This is a genomic window from Citreicoccus inhibens, from assembly GCF_019039035.1.
Classification (GTDB): Bacteria; Myxococcota; Myxococcia; order Myxococcales; family Myxococcaceae; genus Citreicoccus; species Citreicoccus inhibens.
In genome coordinates this window covers 220,276-237,224 of the sequence record NZ_JAHNZT010000004.1, presented here as the reverse complement: position 1 = coordinate 237,224, position 16,949 = coordinate 220,276, and the positions used below count along the sequence as shown (strand labels likewise).

Here is a 16,949-nt window from a genome sequence, read left to right as displayed (position 1 = left end):
GGGGCGCGGACGGCCCGCGTGGCTGCTTGGAGGTGGGATGCGCGTGGACTCGGTGCGGCATGCCCATGCGAACGCTTGACTCCCCCCGCCCCCCGGACGAAAAGCCGGGGCGCACGCGGCGGCCGCCGCTACTTCTCCTGGCCGCCAGGGAGCCCGGCATTGAAGCTCGCGACGCTCAAGGACGGTACCCGGGACGGACGGCTCATCGTCGTCAAGCGGGACAATTCAGCCTATGCGCTGGCCACCAACGTGGCCCTCACCCTGCAAGCCGCGCTGGATGATTGGGATGCGAAGGAGCCGCTGCTGCGCGCGCTGTCGCAGCAGCTCGAGGCGGGCACGGTGCAGAGCCGCCCGCTCGACGAGAAGGCCCTGCACGCCCCGTTGCCCCGCGCCTACGAGTGGGTGGACGGCAGCGCGTACCTCAACCACGTCATCCTGGTGCGCAAGGCGCGCAACGCCGAGCCGCCCGCCACGCTGAAGACGGATCCGCTCGTCTATCAGGGCGGCTCGGGAGACTTCCTCGCGCCCACCGCGGACCTGCCGCTGGCGGATGAGGCGTGGGGCATGGACTTCGAGAGCGAGGTCGCCGTCATCCTCGGCGACACGCCGCAGGGCACCAAGGCCCAGGACGGCGCGAAGCACGTCAAGCTGGTGATGATCGCCAACGACGTGTCGCTGCGGAACCTCATCCCGGATGAACTGGCCAAGGGCTTCGGCTTCTTCCAGAGCAAGCCGGCCACGGCGTTCGGTCCGTTCGCGGTGACGCCGGACGAGCTGGGTGCGGCGTGGCACGACGGGCGCGTGCACCTGCGCATGCGCAGCACGCTCAACGGCCAGCTCGTGGGCGACCCCGAGGCGGGGCCGGAGATGCACTTCTCCTTCTTCGACCTCATCCAGCACATCACCAAGACGCGCGCGTACACGGCGGGCACCATCCTGGGCAGCGGCACGGTGTCCAACGCGGACCGGGCGCGCGGCATCTCGTGCCTCGCCGAGCGGCGGATGATCGAAACCATCGAGGAGGGCAAGCCGAAGACGCCCTTCATGAAGCCCGGCGACACCATCGAGATCGAGATGCAGGATGCAGAGGGGCACAGCGTGTTCGGGCGCATCGCGCAGAAGGTGGTGAAGGTCCCATGAAGGGGTTGCGTCTCTACAGCTACTGGCGCTCCTCGGCGTCCTGGCGGGCGCGGGTGGGGCTGCACTTCAAGGGCCTGTCCTTCGAGTACATCCCCGTGCACCTCATGGAGGATGGGGGCAAGCAGAACACGGCCGAGTACCGCGCGCTCAATCCCATGCGCACGGTGCCCACGCTCGAGTGGACGGAGAATGGCGAGACGCGGCGGCTGTCCCAGTCGCTCCCCATCCTGGAGTACCTGGACGCGCGCGTGCCGCAGCCCTCGTTGTTCCCCGAGGACCTGCTGTTGAAGGCCCGGGTGCGGATGCTCGCGGAGATGGTGAACTCGGGCATCCAGCCGTTGCAGAACCTGTCGGTCCTCCAGAAGCTGAAGAACGAGCTGAAGGCGGACGAGCGGGCCTGGGCGGCGCATTGGATTGGGCGCGGCCTGGAGGCGCTGGAGACCACGGTGAAGCCGTGGGCGGGTCGCTTCTGTGTGGGAGACTCGGTGTCGTTGGCGGACATCTGCCTGGTGCCGCAGCTCTACAACGCGCGGCGCTTCGCGGTGGACGTGGCGCAGTACCCCACGCTGCTGCGCATCGAGGCCGCGTGTGAGGCGCTCCCGGCCTTCCAGGCGGCGCATCCGGACCGTCAGCCCGACGCGCAGCCGGCGTAGTCCGAGGGGCGAAAACCCCGTGGCACGGCCCGCAGGCCGAAAAATGCGGGCCGTGTCGATCCACCGAATCCTCATTCGTTGTCGGGATGGAAGCCCGCTTCGGCTCTCCCCACGAAAGAGAGACTCCCATGGCCTCGTACATCCTCATTGCGCTCGCGGTGCTCGTCGTCGGCTTCATCGTGTTTGTCGCCACGCGTCCGGCGGCGTTCCGCATCGAGCGGACCGCGCATCTGCCGGTGCCCGCGTCCGTCGTCTTCACGCTGCTCAATGACTTCCACCAGTGGGGCCGGTGGTCGCCCTTCGAGAAGTTGGACCCGAACGCGGAGCGGCGCATCGATGGGGCGCCGACGGGGGTGGGGGCGCGGTACGCGTGGAAGGGAAACAACCAGATGGGCGAGGGGCGGCTGACCATCCAGGAGAGCCTGCCCGAGGAGCGGGTGCGGGTGGAGATGGTGTTCTTGAAGCCGTTTTCGGCCACGAGCTACGCGGTGTTCCTCCTGGTGCCGGACGGGAAGGGAACGAAGGTGACCTGGCGGATGGAGGGGGACAACGGCTTCATGGGCAAGGCGTTCACGGTGCTGCTGGACGTAGACAGCATGCAGGGGAAGAACTTCGAGGAAGGACTCGCGCGCCTCGGTGCCGCCGGACTCGAGGACATGGCCAAGCACGCCGTGGCTTCCGCCGAGTCACGCGCGAGCGGTCACTGAGCTGGGATGGGGGAGGCACAGGTGTGGCGTCCTGTTCTCCTCCGCGTGGGTCCTTGGAGGAAGACGTAGCGAGTCACCTTCAGACGATGTTTGACGGCCGGCGAATCCGGCGGGGCTCAGTTGGGGATTCTGTTACGCCCTTCTCTGCTTGGCGTGAACCTGGAGGTGTGACGCTCGCCTCCCTCAGTCGTTCTCGTTCCCGTTGCTCTGCTTTCCGGGCTGCGGCATCACACGACGCATCACTGCAGGGCCGCTATTCGCGATAGGGGCGCCTCTTGTTTCAGCGTGTCGTGAAATCGAGGATCTGCGCTTCTGGACGGTCGTGTCCATGACCAGCCTGTCATCCGGTACGTCCTTCAAACAAACAGGAGGCACATAGTAGAACGCAGCCGGAGATTTCATGGCCCGAGCGCGTATTCTCGCCGTAGTCCTACTTTTCTCGTTGCCAGCGATGGCGTCCGAGGAGCCGCCGATGGTGCACGTGGTCCGGGCACTGCTCTCGCTTCCGGAGGACAGGCTCAACATCGGTGATGCAGCACTGCGCTTGGGTACCTTCGTGGACGCTGACACGGACGTTGTTGAGGGGCGGCGGCGTATCGATTTGCTGGCGGGACAGGTGCGTACCCTGGTGGGCTCCCGGACGGACCCGGATTACCGCATCCGCGCCATCAACCAAGTCCTCTTCCGGGAGAATGGCTTCACCTACGACAAAGACGACCCAATGGGGCGGCGGCTTGACGCTTCGTCGCTGTGGCGGCTGTTGGCCACGAAGAAGGGCAACTGTGTCTCGCTGCCTGTCCTCTGGTTCGTGGTGGCGGAGCGTCTGGACTATCCGGTGGCCATCGTGGAAGCTCCGCAGCACTTCTTCCTGCGCTACCAGGAGGGCTCGTACCGCTCCAACATCGAGGCCACCTCCGGCGGGGGCGAGGCAAGTGACGAGCGCATCATCCAAGACTTGGAAGTCCCGTCAGAGGCGGTCTCCTCTGGCGCCATGATGCGCTCTCTTTCCAAGAGAGAGCTTCTAGGGGCGCTCATTGCTGAAGTAGCCGCGCGTCTCGTGAATGACTGGAACGTGGGGCTTGGAGCGCGTCTGTCCGAGTTGGCCCTTACGGTTCATCCGCGCAGCATTACGGCGAATTGGAACCTGGCATTGGTCTTTAATTATCTGGCGGCCATGCGGGTGTCTGTCCAATCGCCGGGTGGGAGGATTCCTCCCCACAAGACGCCCAGGGTGAAGGATGATGCACGCCGCGCCTTGGTCTACAGTCAGAAAGCTACTCGGCTAGGCGCTCCACATCCCTTGGTTCAGGATTACTGGACAAGGGTGTCCAAAATGGGAGGCACCGAGGTGGGGGCCAAGAAGCCGCCACCCGAACCATTTGATGTCTCCTCCCTATTCAATCCGGGGGGGCGACCTATCCAGTTTGCACTCGCGGCAGATCCATTCCTTTTTGAGCGTGCCAGACGAGACCCTGGGTCTGTTTTGAGTGTGTGTGCAAACGTTTGCGGCCCCGCGCCTGGTAATAAATGCGCAAAACTTCAGCCGTTGGACCTGGACGAAGGAGGAGGCAAGTGAGGCGTGTAGTAGGAGCCCGTTGGCTAGTAGCGCTGCTGTTGCTGATGCCGCTGTCTGTCTTTGCGCGCTGGTATGACGCCGGCACTGGCCGGTTCCTCTCGGAGGACCCGTTGCTTGGCGACATTCTCCAGCGCCAGAAACTTCTTCAGAACCCCATTGGGTTGCATCCCTGGACTTATGCCCACGTCAATCCGCTTCGGTACACGGACCCGGATGGCCGGGCAGCGAATGATGGGTACGGCAATCAGTTCCTGCCGCCAGACCTCCAGAATGCGTGTGCTGGGGGGCCTAGTAGTTGCCTGAACGCTGGTTTCGCTGCAATGCGGGATGATTGCGTCGCTGGGAGTGAGACTGCATGCGCCATCAAGACAGGCTACATAGCAGCTGTCACTTCCCCTGCGTTTCTGTCAAAGACCGGGATGATGGTTTGGGCTGGGGTCTCCCTCCTCAGTTCCAAGGGCCACAACCCGGGTGATCAACAGATTGTCGATCCGGTAACGGCTAGCGCGCTGGGGATGGCGAATACTTTTGTAATTGCCTACAAGTGTGGGGACGACATCTCCAGGGACGATGGGGCCACGATGTCGTGCGGGCTGACGGGTTTCAACCTTGTTATGTTGGGTTACTCTCGGCAGTCATACCGTGCTGTGATGGCTCGGGAGGCATTGCTTGCTGAGGCGCGACTAGCTCTCTCCCCGCGTGAGCGAATTCTATCTAGCTTGGCGGAGAGTCGCGCTGCACGAGAGGCCAGTAATTTCGAACAGCACGCGATGAGAGAGCGGTTGCTGGCGAACCTGAACGAAAGCCGTGCTGCGCGAGAGTCGAGTGATTTCAGTCTTGCCGGAAGGGGATTTGTTCGTATTCGTGCGGACTATGAAAAACATATTATTGAAAGAGACTTTGCTGTCGACCGCAAGAAAGGGATTGGCGGGGCGCATAGCCTTGAAGAGTTTATGAAGTATTCGAAGGAGATTAATATTGTGAAGACGGAGGCTCACCCGACTATCCAGGGCGTTCAGCGAGTACACTATCAAGTGGCCGCACTGGATGCTGCTGGACAGCCAGCGGGAACGTGGAAGGCGAAAATATTCGAGAAGACGGTTTATGACCCGAAGGTGATTTCGAATGAGCAGTATCTGCAGTGGGGTAGACAGGCAGCGGCAGAGGCGCAGGCTGAGGGGCGTCTTTCTCGTGAATGGTCCGGGACAACTCCAGAAGGCATTAGGATGCGGGGGTATCTTGATGATTCAGGTGCGGTGAGGAGCTTCTTCCCTGATTTTTGAGAGTCGGAATGGATAAGCGAATTTCGATTGTTTCAGATTTCGATCCACTTTTTCCTATGCAGGCGTTCTTTAATGCGATTGGCGCGGGCGAGTTTGTGGACGTGATTGAGGGATTGCTGAATGGAGTGGGGAGAGGTCTCGATGGTGTAGATTGCGATTTTCCTGGAGACCTTGATCCCGGCGAGCCTCGCTTTGATGGTGTACGTTTTTCCTTGTATGAGGACGTCGTGATTGCGGGTTGTCCTGTCTTTCGGCAGTTTCTGGTTGAGGCCTGCCGAGCGCACGTTCGAGAGCACCCTGAAGACAAGCAAAAGTTGGAGTCTCTCTTGCTGCGATGGGGGACGGGGCTCTTGGGGTGAGAGTAGGGGCGCCGCCGAACTTGTTGGCCGGGGATGAAAGTGAAGAAGGTTGGCATGTATTACTACTTGCCGCTCCGTGACCTCATTGATGTGTGGGTAGTGTGCCGCTGGGCGGGGCTGATGCTCTTGCTCTGGAGAGAGGTGGAGTCGCCTCTATTGTACGGGTGACAGGTTTGTCAGGTTGTTTATTGGTGTGACTGGTAAATGTCGCTTGGGCGAACGCTTTGGTTGGCGTCTCTCTCCTGGTGGTTTTGGATTGTGTGCTCGAGATGTGAAGTTTCAGGGTTTTCTCTGTGGCTGCGCTCTCAAGGCGAAAGCAGATAAGTAATTTCTGAACCCCCAGCCTGAGAAGCTCTGTTGGGATTCGTGCGACTGAGCGCTCGCCCCTTTGGTCAGATTGGGAGGGACAGTCGGATGAGGGCTTCGAGTCCTCGGCGGAGGCGCTTGGGGTCGGGGGTTGGCTTGCCGTGGCGGAAGGTCTCTTCGAGCCTTGGGAAGTCTCCTGTCGCCAGCAACTTCTTGGCGAGGGCTTCGTCCGTTGGGGTCTGTGTTTCGGCTTCTCGGAGGGCGTGGCCGAAGACATAGTCGTCCACCATCGCCAATAGCGTCAGCTTCTCCTTCGCGGAGAGCTTTGTTTCGGCCAGGGTTTCTAGACACTGCTCCGCGTGGCGGAGCGCGTTGGGGCCTGGCGGCGCTCCTCGCATCGCCACCAGTGCCCAGGGGTGTCTCCGCAACATCTCTGCCGTGCCGAGCGCGATGTCGAGGAGGGCTTGTGGGCCCTTCTTGCTCACAGTGGGCAGCAACAGCTCCCCCATCAACGCGTCGTCCATCAGGGCCAACAGCTCGGCTCGGGTCTTCACGTAGTAGTAGAGGCTCATCGTCGAGCCTCCGAGTCGCTGAGCGACGCTTCGCATGCTCACCGCGTCGAAGCCCTCGGTGTCCGCGATGGCGATGGCCGCCTCCGCAATCTTCGCTCGCGAGAGCTTGGGCTGCCTTGCGCCTGGCTCCTCGCGTGTCCAGATGGACTGGGTCGCCTCCTGCTTCCTCGCTCGCTTCTTCGACCGTCCTTGCATTCCGTACATCGTACGATGAGGATGATTCGTATGGTGTACGAACAAGAGGTGCTCATCGTCGGCGCGGGGCCTACGGGGCTGACGCTCGCCGTGGACCTGGCTCGGCGGGGCGTGAGGGTGCGCATCGTCGATGCGGCCGTGGAGCCTTCCCGTGGCTCTCGCGGGAAGGGGATTCAGCCTCGCACTCAGGAGATCTTCGACCTGCTTGGGGTGATGCCCGAGATTGCGAAGGCGGGTGGTCTCTACCAGCGCCTGCGCTTCCACTTCGGTCCGTTCAGTTTTCGCGGCGGCTCGCTCGGGACTCGTCACGCGCCTACTGCGGCGACGCCGTATCCCAACCTGCTGCAAGTGCCGCAGTTCAAGACGGAAGGCGTGCTCCGCGCGCGCCTCGCCGAATTGGGCGTCTCAGTGGAGTACGGCCGCCGCTTCGAGTCGTTCGTCCAGCGCGACGACGGGGTCGAGGTGGCGCTCTCGGAGGGTGTGCTCGTCCGGTGTGCCTATCTCGTGGGCTGCGATGGGGGACGGAGCGCCGTCCGCAAGGCGCTGGGGTTCGGGCTGGTGGGCTCCACCGTGGAGGACAAGACGCTGCTCGTCGGCGATGTGAAGGTCGAGGGGTTGTCTCGCGAGGACTGGCATGTCTGGCCCTGGGCTCGAGGCGGCATGCTCGGGCTGTGCCCGATGCCGCACTCCGATTTCTTCCAGGTGACGTGCGCCAAGGTGGAGGACGTGGCGGGACTCATTGAGTCCGTCAGCAAGTGCCGCGTCACCGAGGTGCTCACGTCATCGAGCTACACCCCGCAGGCTCGCATGGTGCAGCGCTATCGGGGGGGGCGCGTTTTCCTCGCGGGTGATGCGGCGCATCTGCATCCGCCCACGGGCGGCCAAGGGCTCAACACGGGTGTTCAGGATGCGTGGAATCTTGGGTGGAAGCTCGCATGGGCACTGCGTGGCGGCCCGGACTCGATTCTCGACAGCTATCAGGCCGAGCGACTCCCTGTTGCCGCTGCTGTCTTGAACCTGAGTCGCACGTTGTATGTGAATCGCTCGCTCAAGCGCGGCGCTCTGACGAATCAGCTCGGGCTTCATTATCGGGAGAGTGCTCTCTCGTCGGGCGCACCCGTGGGCGAGCTTCACCCCGGTGACCGCATGCCGGATGGGCGATTGCCCAATGGGCAGCGTGTCTTCGATGTGCTCCGTCATCCCGGGGCGACGTTGCTGTCGCGCGGGGACTCGAAGGTGCTCGTTCGCCCTGATGGCTACATCGCGCGCATCGGGCGCGATGTCGTCGACCACTACGCGGGCCTGCCGGTGCTTCGGATCTCGACCTGAGGTATCGCCTGGGCCGGTGGCTGGGCCAGAGCGTCGAGGTCCGCCGACTGGGCTTCGCGAGGGATTCGATTCCATGACATGGGTGTCGCGACTTGGGCGTGCTGGGAGGCTCGGGACTGCTGGCCATCTGTGGGCGCGAGGTGGCACCTGACTTGCTACGGGCCCGGAGCGCGCGCTCGCTCGCGATGACTTCAGTGTGGTGCTCGGGGGCGGCCATGGGGCTCTCGGGGAAAGGTCCAGCCGAGGCAATGTCAGACACGAGGCCGTCGTTTCAGGTGATTCCGCAGTCCCTGCGTTCGTTCATCCCTCCTCGTGCGCACCCCTGGGCCGCGCGACTCGCGTTGCTGGTGGCGTGCGCGAGCGTGGTTGCCACTTCCGCGCCTTCGTCCCCCGATATCTTTTCACCCCCGCGCACCGGCACCCCCGTGCAGCTCACGTCCCAGGAGCCGAGTGTCACCCGGAATGTCGTGGTGCAGGTCTCCTCGAAGGAGAACCTCTTCGGACGGGTCGAGGGGGCGCTCCAAGTCCGAGCCACCGCGCGCTGGACTCCGACGAATCCCTCCCAGTCCGCGCGCCCCTGGCTGCGGGTGGTGTTGGAGCAGCCCGGGAGCTCTCCTCCGTTGCTGGGCTCGGCGGTCACCCTCGGTGGGCCGGGCGAGACAGTCACGCTGAGCGAGCGCGCCTTCGTGTCATCTCCGCCGGACTGTCGTTCGAATGAGGCTGCGCCGTGTGCCTTTCCGATGACCGTTCGCTTCGAACTGGAGCGCGGCGTCGCCGAGGGCACTGTCGACATCGAATGGGACATGCTGGCGAACGTGCATGTCGATGGTCACCCCGCCATGCCCGAAGACTTCGCGGTGGGCGTGTTCGAGCCATGAGCCATCCGCCGCGCCATCATGCGACGGCCTCTTCGCGTCCTTTTCCCGGCAGCATGCTGTTGCATCCCGGCATGCTGCTGGCCGTGGGCGTGCTCGTCCTCAATGACCATGTCTTCAAGGCCCGTTGGCCGTCGTGGTGGACCGGGAAGCTGTCGGATGTGGCGGGGCTCGTCATGTTCCCACTGCTGCTTCAGGCCCTCTGGGAAGTGGCTCGCGCTGGAGTGAAGGGGGAGTTCCATCCTTCGCGGCATGTGCTCTGGGGTTGCATCCTGGCGGCGGGGCTCGGCTTCTCCGCGACCAAGGTGTCTCGGCTCGCGGCGGAGGGTTGGCGTTGGGGGCTCGGGGGCATGCAGTGGCCGGTTCGGGCTGTTCGCGCCTGGGGCGTGGGTCAGCCTCGGCCTTCGGTGCGGCCGGTCTCGCATGTGATGGATGTGACGGACCTGCTCGCGTTGCCGGCGCTTGGGTTGGCCTGGCGGCTTGGCCGCGGACGCTGTGCGCCGCTGTCGTCGGCGGGCGATGTCGTCCATCCGTTGCTGAAGGCGGCGGAGGAACGCGGGTAGGGTCCGGCGGATGACTCAGCCGCGCGAACCTTCCTCCGAGCCCGAGGCGCCGCACGCTCGGGGGCCCGCGCTCGCGGAGCTGGCCCTGCTGTTCCTTCGCCTGGGGACCACCGCCTTCGGTGGCCCCGCGGCGCACATCGCGATGATGGAGGACGAGGTCGTGCGCCGCCGTCGCTGGCTGTCGCGCGAGGAGTTCGTGGACCTGCTGGGTGCCTGCAATCTCATCCCGGGCCCGAACTCCACCGAGCTGGCCATCCACCTCGGACATCGGCGCGCGGGGTGGCTTGGGCTCATCGTGGCGGGGGCCTGCTTCATCCTTCCCGCCGCGCTCATCGTCTCGGGCATTGCCTGGGCCTATGTGCGGTTCGGCAGTCTGCCGCGCGCGGACGCGCTGCTGTATGGCGTGAAACCCGTCATCATCGCCGTGGTGCTCCAGGCCCTGTGGGGCCTGCTTCGCTCCACCGTGAAGGCCGCCGGGCTCGCGGGGCTGGGCGTGGGTGCGGTGATTGCGAGCGCGCTGGGCGTCAACGAGCTGCTTGTGTTGTTGCTCGCGGGACTTGCCGTGCTCGTGGCTCGCGCGATGACTCGGTGGAAGCAGGGGACTCCGTCCTCGCTGGCGAGTCTGGTCCCGCTGTGGCCCGTGGTGCCCTCGGGCGTGGCGGCCCTCGCGACTCCCTTCAGCCTTCAGGGCCTGTTCCTGTTCTTCCTCAAGGTGGGCTCGGTCCTTTACGGCAGCGGATATGTGCTGCTGGCCTTCCTGCGCTCGGACCTGGTGGAGCGCTGGGGCTGGCTCACCCAGGCTCAGCTTCTCGATGCGGTGGCGGTGGGGCAGGTGACGCCTGGGCCCGTGTTCACCACGGCGACGTTCATCGGCTACGTGCTCGGCGGTGCGCCCGGTGCGGCGGTGGCCACGTTGGGCATCTTCTTGCCGTCGTTCTTCTTCGTCGCGGTGAGTGGTCCGCTGGTGCCTCGGCTGCGGCGTTCATGGGCGGCGGGCGCGGTGCTCGATGGTGTCAACGTCGCGTCCCTCGCGCTCATGGCGCTGGTGACGTGGCAGCTCGGGCGCTCGGCGCTGGTGGATGGATGGACGGTGGCGCTCTCGGTGGTGTCCGCCGTGTTGCTGCTTCGCTTCCGCATCAACTCCGCGTGGCTCGTGCTCGGCGGAGGCGCGGTGGGGATGCTCGTGGCGGGTTGAGCGTGGCGCTTCGAGTCGTGGCGTGGAGCGCGCGGCGCCGGTGAGGCGTCAGGCCCAGCGCTCGGCTGCGAAGCGAGATGCGGCTCGGTCTGGCGGGACGTTCGGAGCGGCAGCTCGCCTCACGTAGCGGAGGGGCATCTGGGCTTGACGTGCATGCGCCGCATGCTTCATCGGCCTACGGCGCGCGCCTGCGACGGACCGAGGCGATGGCGAGTCCCAGTGTCGCCAGCGGCACTCCGATGACGAGCGGCCACAGCCACGCGGGCGCCCCCGTGTACACGACGGCGCGCAGCTCTCGGCCCGGATTGTTGCCGTTCACGAAGTCCGCCAGTGGCATCTTCCACTCCACCGAGTCCTTCTGCGGGTTCACCGTGCCGTTCGTCTCGCCGATGCTCTCGCCGTGCACCCTCACCGTGACGTGGTGGTCCGCGAAGAGCGCCAGCGCCAACCGGTGCCCCAACTCTTTCGCCGCCGCGTCCGCGAGGTCGGTGTCCACCCGCGCGCTGGGCTGGTCTGGCTCGAAGCGCTGCACGAAGAGGGCCTCTCCGCTCGACGGCTTCTCGATGCGCAGCCCCCACAATCCGCCGAGCTGCGCGCGCTCCTCCGTCGTGGCGACGTCCAGGGCCCGCTGTTGGAGCGTGGACAGCCGCGTGGCGTCCTTCACGGTCAGGTCGTAGATGACGTGGAGCAGCGCTCCCTCTTCGGTGTAGGTCAGCTCGAAGTGGGAGAGGTCCGGGTCATTCTTCAGCCGGACCTCGGCGGCCTGGGTGCGTCCCTTCAGGCGCGCCATCGGCTCTTCTGCGCCAGCCTGTGCCAGCGGCAGGAGCGCTCGGGGCATGCTCAGGTCCACGCGCACGCGCGCCGAGCCGTCCGAGTGCAGCCAGACGTCCTCCACCATGTCGAAGCAGCCGGTGAGCGACAGCATCGCCAGCGCGGCGAGCAGCCAGCGCGGGCGCGGGAGCGAGCACGAGGAGGTGGCCATGAGGCCGAATCTACCCCGGCGGGAAGGGCAGGGTGGAGACGGTGGCCGTGGCAGGGCCCTCGGCGAGGGTCAGCTCCGTCCCGGGCTCCAGCGAGTCCCGGTGCACGTAGCCCAGCGCCACCCGCTGTCCCCGCGTGGGCGAGCGCACGACGGACGTCACCCAGCCCACCTTCTTGCCGCCGCGGCGCAGCTCGGTGCCGGGCGCCACGTCCGCCTCGCCGAGCAACAGCCCCGCCAGCTTGCGGTTCATGTGTCCGCGGAAGGTGGCGCGGGCGATGACCTCCTGCCCGATGTAGCAACCCTTGTTGTACGAGATGGCGTGGGTGAGGTTGGCCTCCAGCGGGATGGTGGTGTCCACCATGTCCTGGCCATACCGAGGCACCCCGGCCTCCACCCTCAGCAGCTCCAGCGCCTCGAAGCCCAGCGGGCGCATGCCCTGGGCCGCGCCGGCTTCAGTCAGCGCCGTCCACACCGCCTCCAGCCCCGCGCGCGGGACGAGCACGTCCACGTCCGAGGCGCCCAGCGACGTGTTGCCCACCAGCCGGACTTCCTGCCCGCCCAGCGTGGCCGTCCGGCTCGCCTGGTGCGCCAGGGGCTCGAACGGGGCGCCCAGGGCGGCGGTCAGCACCGCGGGTGTCCGGGGGCCGAGCAGCCGCAGCCACCCCAGTTCGGCCGTGGCGTCGTGCAGCTCGGCGTCCTCGGAGATGAGGTACTTCTCCAGGAACTCCCGGACCTTGGCGCCCAGGCCGGGCTCGGTGTCCAGGGCGAGGTCGTCCTCCCGCTTGAGGATGCGGGCGTCCGCCACCATGGCCCCCTTCACGGTGATGAGGGCGGCATAGGCGGCCGAGCCGACCGGGAGGCCCTTCACCTCCTGGGTGACCATGCCGTGCAGGAAGGAGGCGCGGTCCTCCCCGGTTATCCGGAGGATTTCGCGGTAGGACGCATCGTGGAGCCCCACGGCGTCGCGGGCCGCGCGATACTCGGCGCCCACGTCGTCCCCATACCCGGCCACTGCTTCGCGGCCGCCCACGGAAAAGAAGCGGGCCCCGGCCCGCTCGTGAACAAAATGCAGCGACAGCGGTTCCATGTCCGTCGCTATATAGAGGCGAAGGAGCGTTTGCCACGATGGATGTGAAGCACCTGTCGTCCTTCCAGGGGTTCTCCCTGGAGAAGCTCCAGAAACACGCCGTCTTCCAGTCCGGGCGCTTCCTCCTGGATGTCTACTGCCTGGCCGCGGGCCAGTCGCAGAAGCCCCACCGGCACACCAGCTCCGACAAGGTCTATGTCGTCCTGGAGGGCCGGTGTCGCTTTCGCGTGGGCACCGAGGAAGAGACCCATGGGCCCGGCGCCTCGGTCTTCGCCCCCGCGGGCGCGGAGCACGGGGTCGCCAATGACGGCCCGGAACCCGCCCGCCTCCTCGTCCTGATGACCCCTCCTCCGGAGCACGTATGAGCCAGAAGGCCCCAGCCAAGGCCCCACCGACTCCCTCCGTCCCCACGCGCGGCGCGTCCTTGCTGCTGCTGCTCGGGGTCGCCGAGTGTGTCCTGTCCCTCTTCCAGTGGACGCAGTTGCTGACCCTCCGCGAGGGCGGCAGCACCGTCTGCGGCATCTCCGAGCACGTCAACTGCGAGACGGTGTGGAACTCGCCGTTCGCCAGCCGCGTGCACGAGCTGCTCGGCATGCCCGTGGCGGGCCTCGGGCTCGTGTGGGGCTTGGTCGCCGTGGGGCTCGCGTCGCTGTACCTCGTGTGGGCCCGCGCGGGTCGGGACGTGCGCCCGGCCGCCGTGGGCTTGCGCCTGGTGGCCGCCGCGGGCGTCGTCTCCGTGGTGACGTTCGCCGCCGCGAGCGCGCAGGTGGGCGCGCTGTGTCTCACCTGTCTGGGCACCTACGTGCTGGTGCTCGCCTTCGTCGCGGTGGCGTGGCGCGGTCTGCCCGCGCCGGTGATGCCGCGCGCCGGGGAGCTGGCGCCCGCGTTGAAGTGGACGGTGGGAATGGCGGTGGCCGCGTTCATCGTCACCCTGCTGCCGGGCAGCGCCACCCCGAAGGCCTCGGAGCCCGGGGTCATCCTCCCGCCCACGACGGCGTCCTCGTCCGAGAGTGGTTCGAGCGCCGCGGCCACCACGCCGCTGACGCTGGACCTGCTCCTGGGGAGCCTCACGGTGGAGCAGCGCCAGGGCCTGTCGGACGCGCTCGCGCAGTACCGCGCGGCCACGCCGCAGCCGTTCTCCACGCCGCCGCGTCGCCTGTACGGTCCGGCGGACGCGCCCGTGAAGATTGTCGAGTGGACGGACAGCAAGTGCCCCCACTGCAAGGCGCTGGTGGAGGAGCTGGCCGTGCTGAAGAAGCGCGTGCCGGCGGGCTCCGTGTCGGTGGAGGCCCGTCAGTTCCCGCTGGATGGCATGTGCAACCCGGCCATGCCGCGCCGAGGCCCGGACGCGCCGAGCGTGCGGTGCCAGGCCGCCAAGGCCCAGGTGTGCCTGGAGAGCGCGCCGGACTTCTGGGAGCTGCGCGAGAAGCTCTTCAACGCCCAGGCGATGCTGGACACGGACAACGTGGTGCAGATCGCCTCGTCGGGCTCCATGTCGCGCATGCAGCTGGACGCGTGCATGGCGAGCCCGGAGACGCTGGGCAAGCTGCGCTCGGACGTGGAGGCCGCGATGAAGTTCAACCTGGAGGGCACCCCGCTCGTGGTCGTGAACGGCCGCGTGGTGCCGCCTGCTCCGGCGCTGCTCTACGCGCTCGTGCTGGCGGGTGGGAACGCCAACGCCCCCGAGTTCCAGGTGCTGCCGCCGCCGCGCGTGTTCATGTCCGGCGAGCCCTCGGGCCACGAGGGCCACGGCCACTAGGCCGCTGTCGCATGGGCAAGCGCGACAAGAAGGATGAGGCGCCGGCACCCGCGGCGCCCTTCCACAATCCGTTCGCCGCGCTGGCCGCTCAGCGCGCCGCGCTGCCGACCGGCCCCGCGCCCAAGCCGGCCGCGGCGAAGCCCGAGCCCAAGGGGCCCGCGCGCGCCGTGGTGCGCATGGAGCGCAAGGGGCGGGGCGGCAAGGAAGTGACGGTGGTGGAGCAGCTCGGTCTGCCCGAGGCGCAGCTCGAGGTGTGGCTCAAGGCGCTCAAGGGCTCGCTGGGCTGCGGGGGCGCGCTGGAGGACGGGACGCTCGTCCTCCAGGGCGATCAACGGGAGCGACTCCCCGCGCTGCTCGAAGCGCGGGGGGTGCGCCGCGTCACCGTCGGCTGATTACAGCGCGGCGATGACGGCGTCGGTGAAGTCGCGGGTGGTCGCGCCGCCGCCCAGGTCGCCGGTGCGCACCTTGCCGTCGCCGTAGACCTTGAGGATGGCGTTGGCCATGCGCTTGGACTCCTCGCGCAGGTCCATCCAGTCCAGCATCATCACCGCGGACATCATCAGCGCGGTGGGGTTGGCGATGCCCTTGCCCGCGATGTCCGGGGCGGTGCCGTGCACGGCCTCGAAGACGGCGGTGCGCTCGCCGATGTTCGCGCCCGGCACCAGGCCCAGGCCGCCCACCAGTCCGGCGCACAGGTCGCTGACGATGTCCCCGTAGAGGTTCTCCGTCACCAGCACGTCGAAGCGGGTCGGGTCCTTCACCAGCTGCATGCAGAGGTTGTCGATGATGACTTCCTCGTACTGAATCTCCGGGAACTCACGGCCGACCTTGCGGCAGCAGTCCAGGAAGAGGCCGTCCGAGAGCTTCATGATGTTCGCCTTGTGGACGGCGGACACCTTCTTGCGACCGGCCTTCTTGGCGTACTCGAAGGCGAAGCGGGCGATGCGCGTGGAGGCCTTCTCGGTGATGATCTTCAGCGACTCGACGACGCCCGGGACGATGATGTGCTCCAGGCCGGCGTAGAGGTCCTCGGTGTTCTCGCGCACGACGATGAGGTCCACGCCGTCATAGCGCGTCTTCACGTTGGGCACGCTCTTGACGGGGCGCAGGGACGCGTAGAGGTCCAGCCGCTTGCGCAGGCCCACGTTCGCGGAGGGCAGGCCGCCGCCCACCACGGTGCCGGTGGGGCCCTTGAGCGCGACGCCGCTGCGCAGGACCGCCTCCACCGTCTCGTGCGGGAGGTTGGTGCCGAACTTGGCCACGATTTCGCTGCCGGCGTCCTTGAACTCGAACTCGAGCGGGACCTTGAGCGCTTCGAGGACGCGGAGGGTGGCCGCCGTCACCTCGGGGCCGATGCCGTCGCCATTGATGATTGTCACAGTGCGCGTGTTCGCCATGGCGGGGGTACACAGCACAAAAGCACCGCCCCCGGAAGGAGGAATCCGCGCGGGCTTCAGCCTCGGACATGGCCGCCATGAACGCGGGCGGCGTCCGTCAGCGGGCTGGGGCCTGCCCGCCAGGGCGGCTGGGGGCTACGGCTCGAACAGCGGGGGAGACGGCGGGCGGGGCGCGGGCGGGCCGGGGGGCGCCACGGGGGGACGCCGCGTCCGGCGCCGATGGTGGATGGCATAGGGCCGGTAGAAGGACTCCCACAGGGCGGCGCGCCGGCCCCGAGGGCGGGTGCGCAGCTCGCCCAGGGGCGCCCGGATGAAGAGCGAGGCGAGGAACAGGTACGCCGCCGCCAGGGTGATGACGATGAGGGTGCCCATCACCACCACCCCCGGTATCCACGCCACGTGGGCGCGGTCGAGGAACTCCTCGAGCGAGTCCGGGGGCCTCGGGTGGCTGTACACCTTGAAGAACCAGGTGACGAGCAGGACCATCAGGATGGGGCCGTAGGCGCGGTTGAGCCGCGTGGCGATGGCCGACGACAGCGAGAGCTGGATTTGCGGCCGGGACATCTCCACCGCCAGCTCGCGCAGCGCGTCCGGGTCCACGGGCTCGCGCCGGAGCATGGGCGCCCACCAGCCGTCCTCCAGGAGGCGCACGCGGCGGTTCCACAGGTCGTAGTAGCGGTAGCGCCGCGCCTCGATGAGCAGGAAGGACACCACCATCCAGATGCCCACCAGGAAGGTGACGTGGGAGCTGTCCGGGGACGCGAAGCCGAACGAGATGACCGCCGCCGTGGTGGTGAGGGCCCAGTTCGTCGTCGTGTCCAGGCGGGTGCGCCAGGTGTCCGAGCGGCTCAGCTCCCCCCGATAGAGCTGGGCCATGGACTGCTCCGACAAGAGGGGCTGCTCCAGGTCGTCCTGTCTTCGGTCGTTCGTTGGCATGCGGTCGCCCGAAAGGTGGCGGCGGGCGGGGGCCC

Annotated in this window: 18 protein-coding genes; 13 read left to right on the top strand and 5 right to left on the bottom strand. The window is 66.9% G+C overall.

All coding sequences use genetic code 11. The features are described 5' to 3' along the window. Positions 1-159 precede the first annotated feature (159 nt). The 6 genes from KRR26_RS07450 to cdiI all read left to right on the top strand — a co-directional run bounded on the left by KRR26_RS07450 (position 160) and on the right by cdiI (position 5,718). Positions 160-1,140, top strand: coding sequence for a fumarylacetoacetate hydrolase family protein (locus KRR26_RS07450; protein ID WP_120205916.1), 981 nt, complete (start codon positions 160-162; stop codon positions 1,138-1,140). After that, the gene (gene maiA, locus KRR26_RS07445) at positions 1,137-1,793 is read left to right on the top strand and encodes a maleylacetoacetate isomerase (protein ID WP_217079474.1); all 657 of its coding nucleotides are present in this window, start codon (positions 1,137-1,139) and stop codon (positions 1,791-1,793) included. The genes KRR26_RS07450 and maiA overlap by 4 nt, the downstream gene beginning before the upstream one ends. Positions 1,794-1,921: 128 nt before the next feature. Next, a complete protein-coding gene (locus KRR26_RS07440; RefSeq protein WP_217079473.1) occupies positions 1,922-2,500 on the top strand; it encodes an SRPBCC family protein in 579 nt (192 codons plus the stop codon). 472 nt (positions 2,501-2,972) lie between these two features. Continuing rightward, a complete protein-coding gene (locus KRR26_RS07435) occupies positions 2,973-4,076 on the top strand; it encodes a transglutaminase-like domain-containing protein (RefSeq protein ID WP_217079472.1) in 1,104 nt (367 codons plus the stop codon). A gap of 419 nt (positions 4,077-4,495) precedes the next feature. After that, on the top strand, positions 4,496-5,359 hold the full coding sequence (locus KRR26_RS07430) for a CdiA family toxin C-terminal domain-containing protein (RefSeq protein WP_217079471.1): 864 nt from the start codon (positions 4,496-4,498) through the stop codon (positions 5,357-5,359). Between the two features lie 8 nt (positions 5,360-5,367). After that, positions 5,368-5,718, top strand: a complete 351-nt coding sequence (gene cdiI / locus KRR26_RS07425; protein ID WP_217079470.1) for a ribonuclease toxin immunity protein CdiI — start codon at positions 5,368-5,370, stop codon at positions 5,716-5,718. Between the two features lie 392 nt (positions 5,719-6,110). Here the strand turns inward: cdiI and KRR26_RS07420 are convergent, their stop codons facing one another. After that, entirely contained in the window at positions 6,111-6,791 is a 681-nt protein-coding gene (locus KRR26_RS07420; protein ID WP_217079469.1) for a TetR/AcrR family transcriptional regulator C-terminal domain-containing protein, read from the bottom strand. Between the two features lie 15 nt (positions 6,792-6,806). Here KRR26_RS07420 and KRR26_RS07415 point away from each other — a divergent pair, with 15 nt between their 5' ends. The 4 genes from KRR26_RS07415 to chrA all read left to right on the top strand — a co-directional run bounded on the left by KRR26_RS07415 (position 6,807) and on the right by chrA (position 10,753). Then, positions 6,807-8,120 carry an FAD-dependent monooxygenase gene (locus KRR26_RS07415; RefSeq protein WP_268905775.1) on the top strand — a complete coding sequence of 438 codons (1,314 nt, stop codon included), beginning with the start codon at positions 6,807-6,809 and terminating at the stop codon, positions 8,118-8,120. 275 nt (positions 8,121-8,395) lie between these two features. After that, positions 8,396-8,998 (top strand): hypothetical protein, encoded by a 603-nt coding sequence (locus KRR26_RS07410; RefSeq protein ID WP_217079467.1) that lies wholly within the window; start codon positions 8,396-8,398, stop codon positions 8,996-8,998. Next, positions 8,995-9,558, top strand: coding sequence for a hypothetical protein (locus KRR26_RS07405; protein ID WP_217079466.1), 564 nt, complete (start codon positions 8,995-8,997; stop codon positions 9,556-9,558). Before KRR26_RS07410 ends, KRR26_RS07405 begins: the two co-directional genes overlap by 4 nt. Positions 9,559-9,568: 10 nt before the next feature. Then, positions 9,569-10,753 (top strand): chromate efflux transporter, encoded by a 1,185-nt coding sequence (gene chrA / locus KRR26_RS07400; RefSeq protein WP_217079465.1) that lies wholly within the window; start codon positions 9,569-9,571, stop codon positions 10,751-10,753. 175 nt (positions 10,754-10,928) lie between these two features. Here chrA and KRR26_RS07395 read toward each other — a convergent pair whose 3' ends face one another. Both KRR26_RS07395 and ygfZ read right to left on the bottom strand, forming a co-directional pair. Then, positions 10,929-11,735, bottom strand: a complete 807-nt coding sequence (locus KRR26_RS07395) for a hypothetical protein (RefSeq protein ID WP_120205937.1) — start codon at positions 11,733-11,735, stop codon at positions 10,929-10,931. 10 nt (positions 11,736-11,745) lie between these two features. Further along, the gene (ygfZ, locus tag KRR26_RS07390) at positions 11,746-12,822 is read right to left on the bottom strand and encodes a CAF17-like 4Fe-4S cluster assembly/insertion protein YgfZ (protein WP_217079464.1); all 1,077 of its coding nucleotides are present in this window, start codon (positions 12,820-12,822) and stop codon (positions 11,746-11,748) included. 38 nt (positions 12,823-12,860) lie between these two features. Between ygfZ and KRR26_RS07385 the strand changes: the two genes are divergently transcribed. Genes KRR26_RS07385 through KRR26_RS07375 form a run of 3 tightly spaced genes read left to right on the top strand, consistent with a single transcriptional unit; the run spans position 12,861 to position 14,973 of the window. Beyond that, entirely contained in the window at positions 12,861-13,187 is a 327-nt protein-coding gene (locus KRR26_RS07385; RefSeq protein WP_217079463.1) for a cupin domain-containing protein, read from the top strand. Next, on the top strand, positions 13,184-14,581 hold the full coding sequence (locus KRR26_RS07380) for a vitamin K epoxide reductase/DsbA family protein (RefSeq protein ID WP_217079462.1): 1,398 nt from the start codon (positions 13,184-13,186) through the stop codon (positions 14,579-14,581). Before KRR26_RS07385 ends, KRR26_RS07380 begins: the two co-directional genes overlap by 4 nt. Positions 14,582-14,592: 11 nt before the next feature. Beyond that, the gene (locus KRR26_RS07375) at positions 14,593-14,973 is read left to right on the top strand and encodes a translation initiation factor (RefSeq protein WP_120205943.1); all 381 of its coding nucleotides are present in this window, start codon (positions 14,593-14,595) and stop codon (positions 14,971-14,973) included. Here KRR26_RS07375 and KRR26_RS07370 read toward each other — a convergent pair whose 3' ends face one another. Both KRR26_RS07370 and KRR26_RS07365 read right to left on the bottom strand, forming a co-directional pair. Further along, positions 14,974-15,978, bottom strand: coding sequence for an isocitrate/isopropylmalate dehydrogenase family protein (locus tag KRR26_RS07370; RefSeq protein ID WP_120205945.1), 1,005 nt, complete (start codon positions 15,976-15,978; stop codon positions 14,974-14,976). It abuts the gene before it with no gap. A gap of 135 nt (positions 15,979-16,113) precedes the next feature. After that, entirely contained in the window at positions 16,114-16,914 is an 801-nt protein-coding gene (locus KRR26_RS07365; RefSeq protein ID WP_120205947.1) for a DUF2270 domain-containing protein, read from the bottom strand. Positions 16,915-16,949 lie beyond the last annotated feature (35 nt).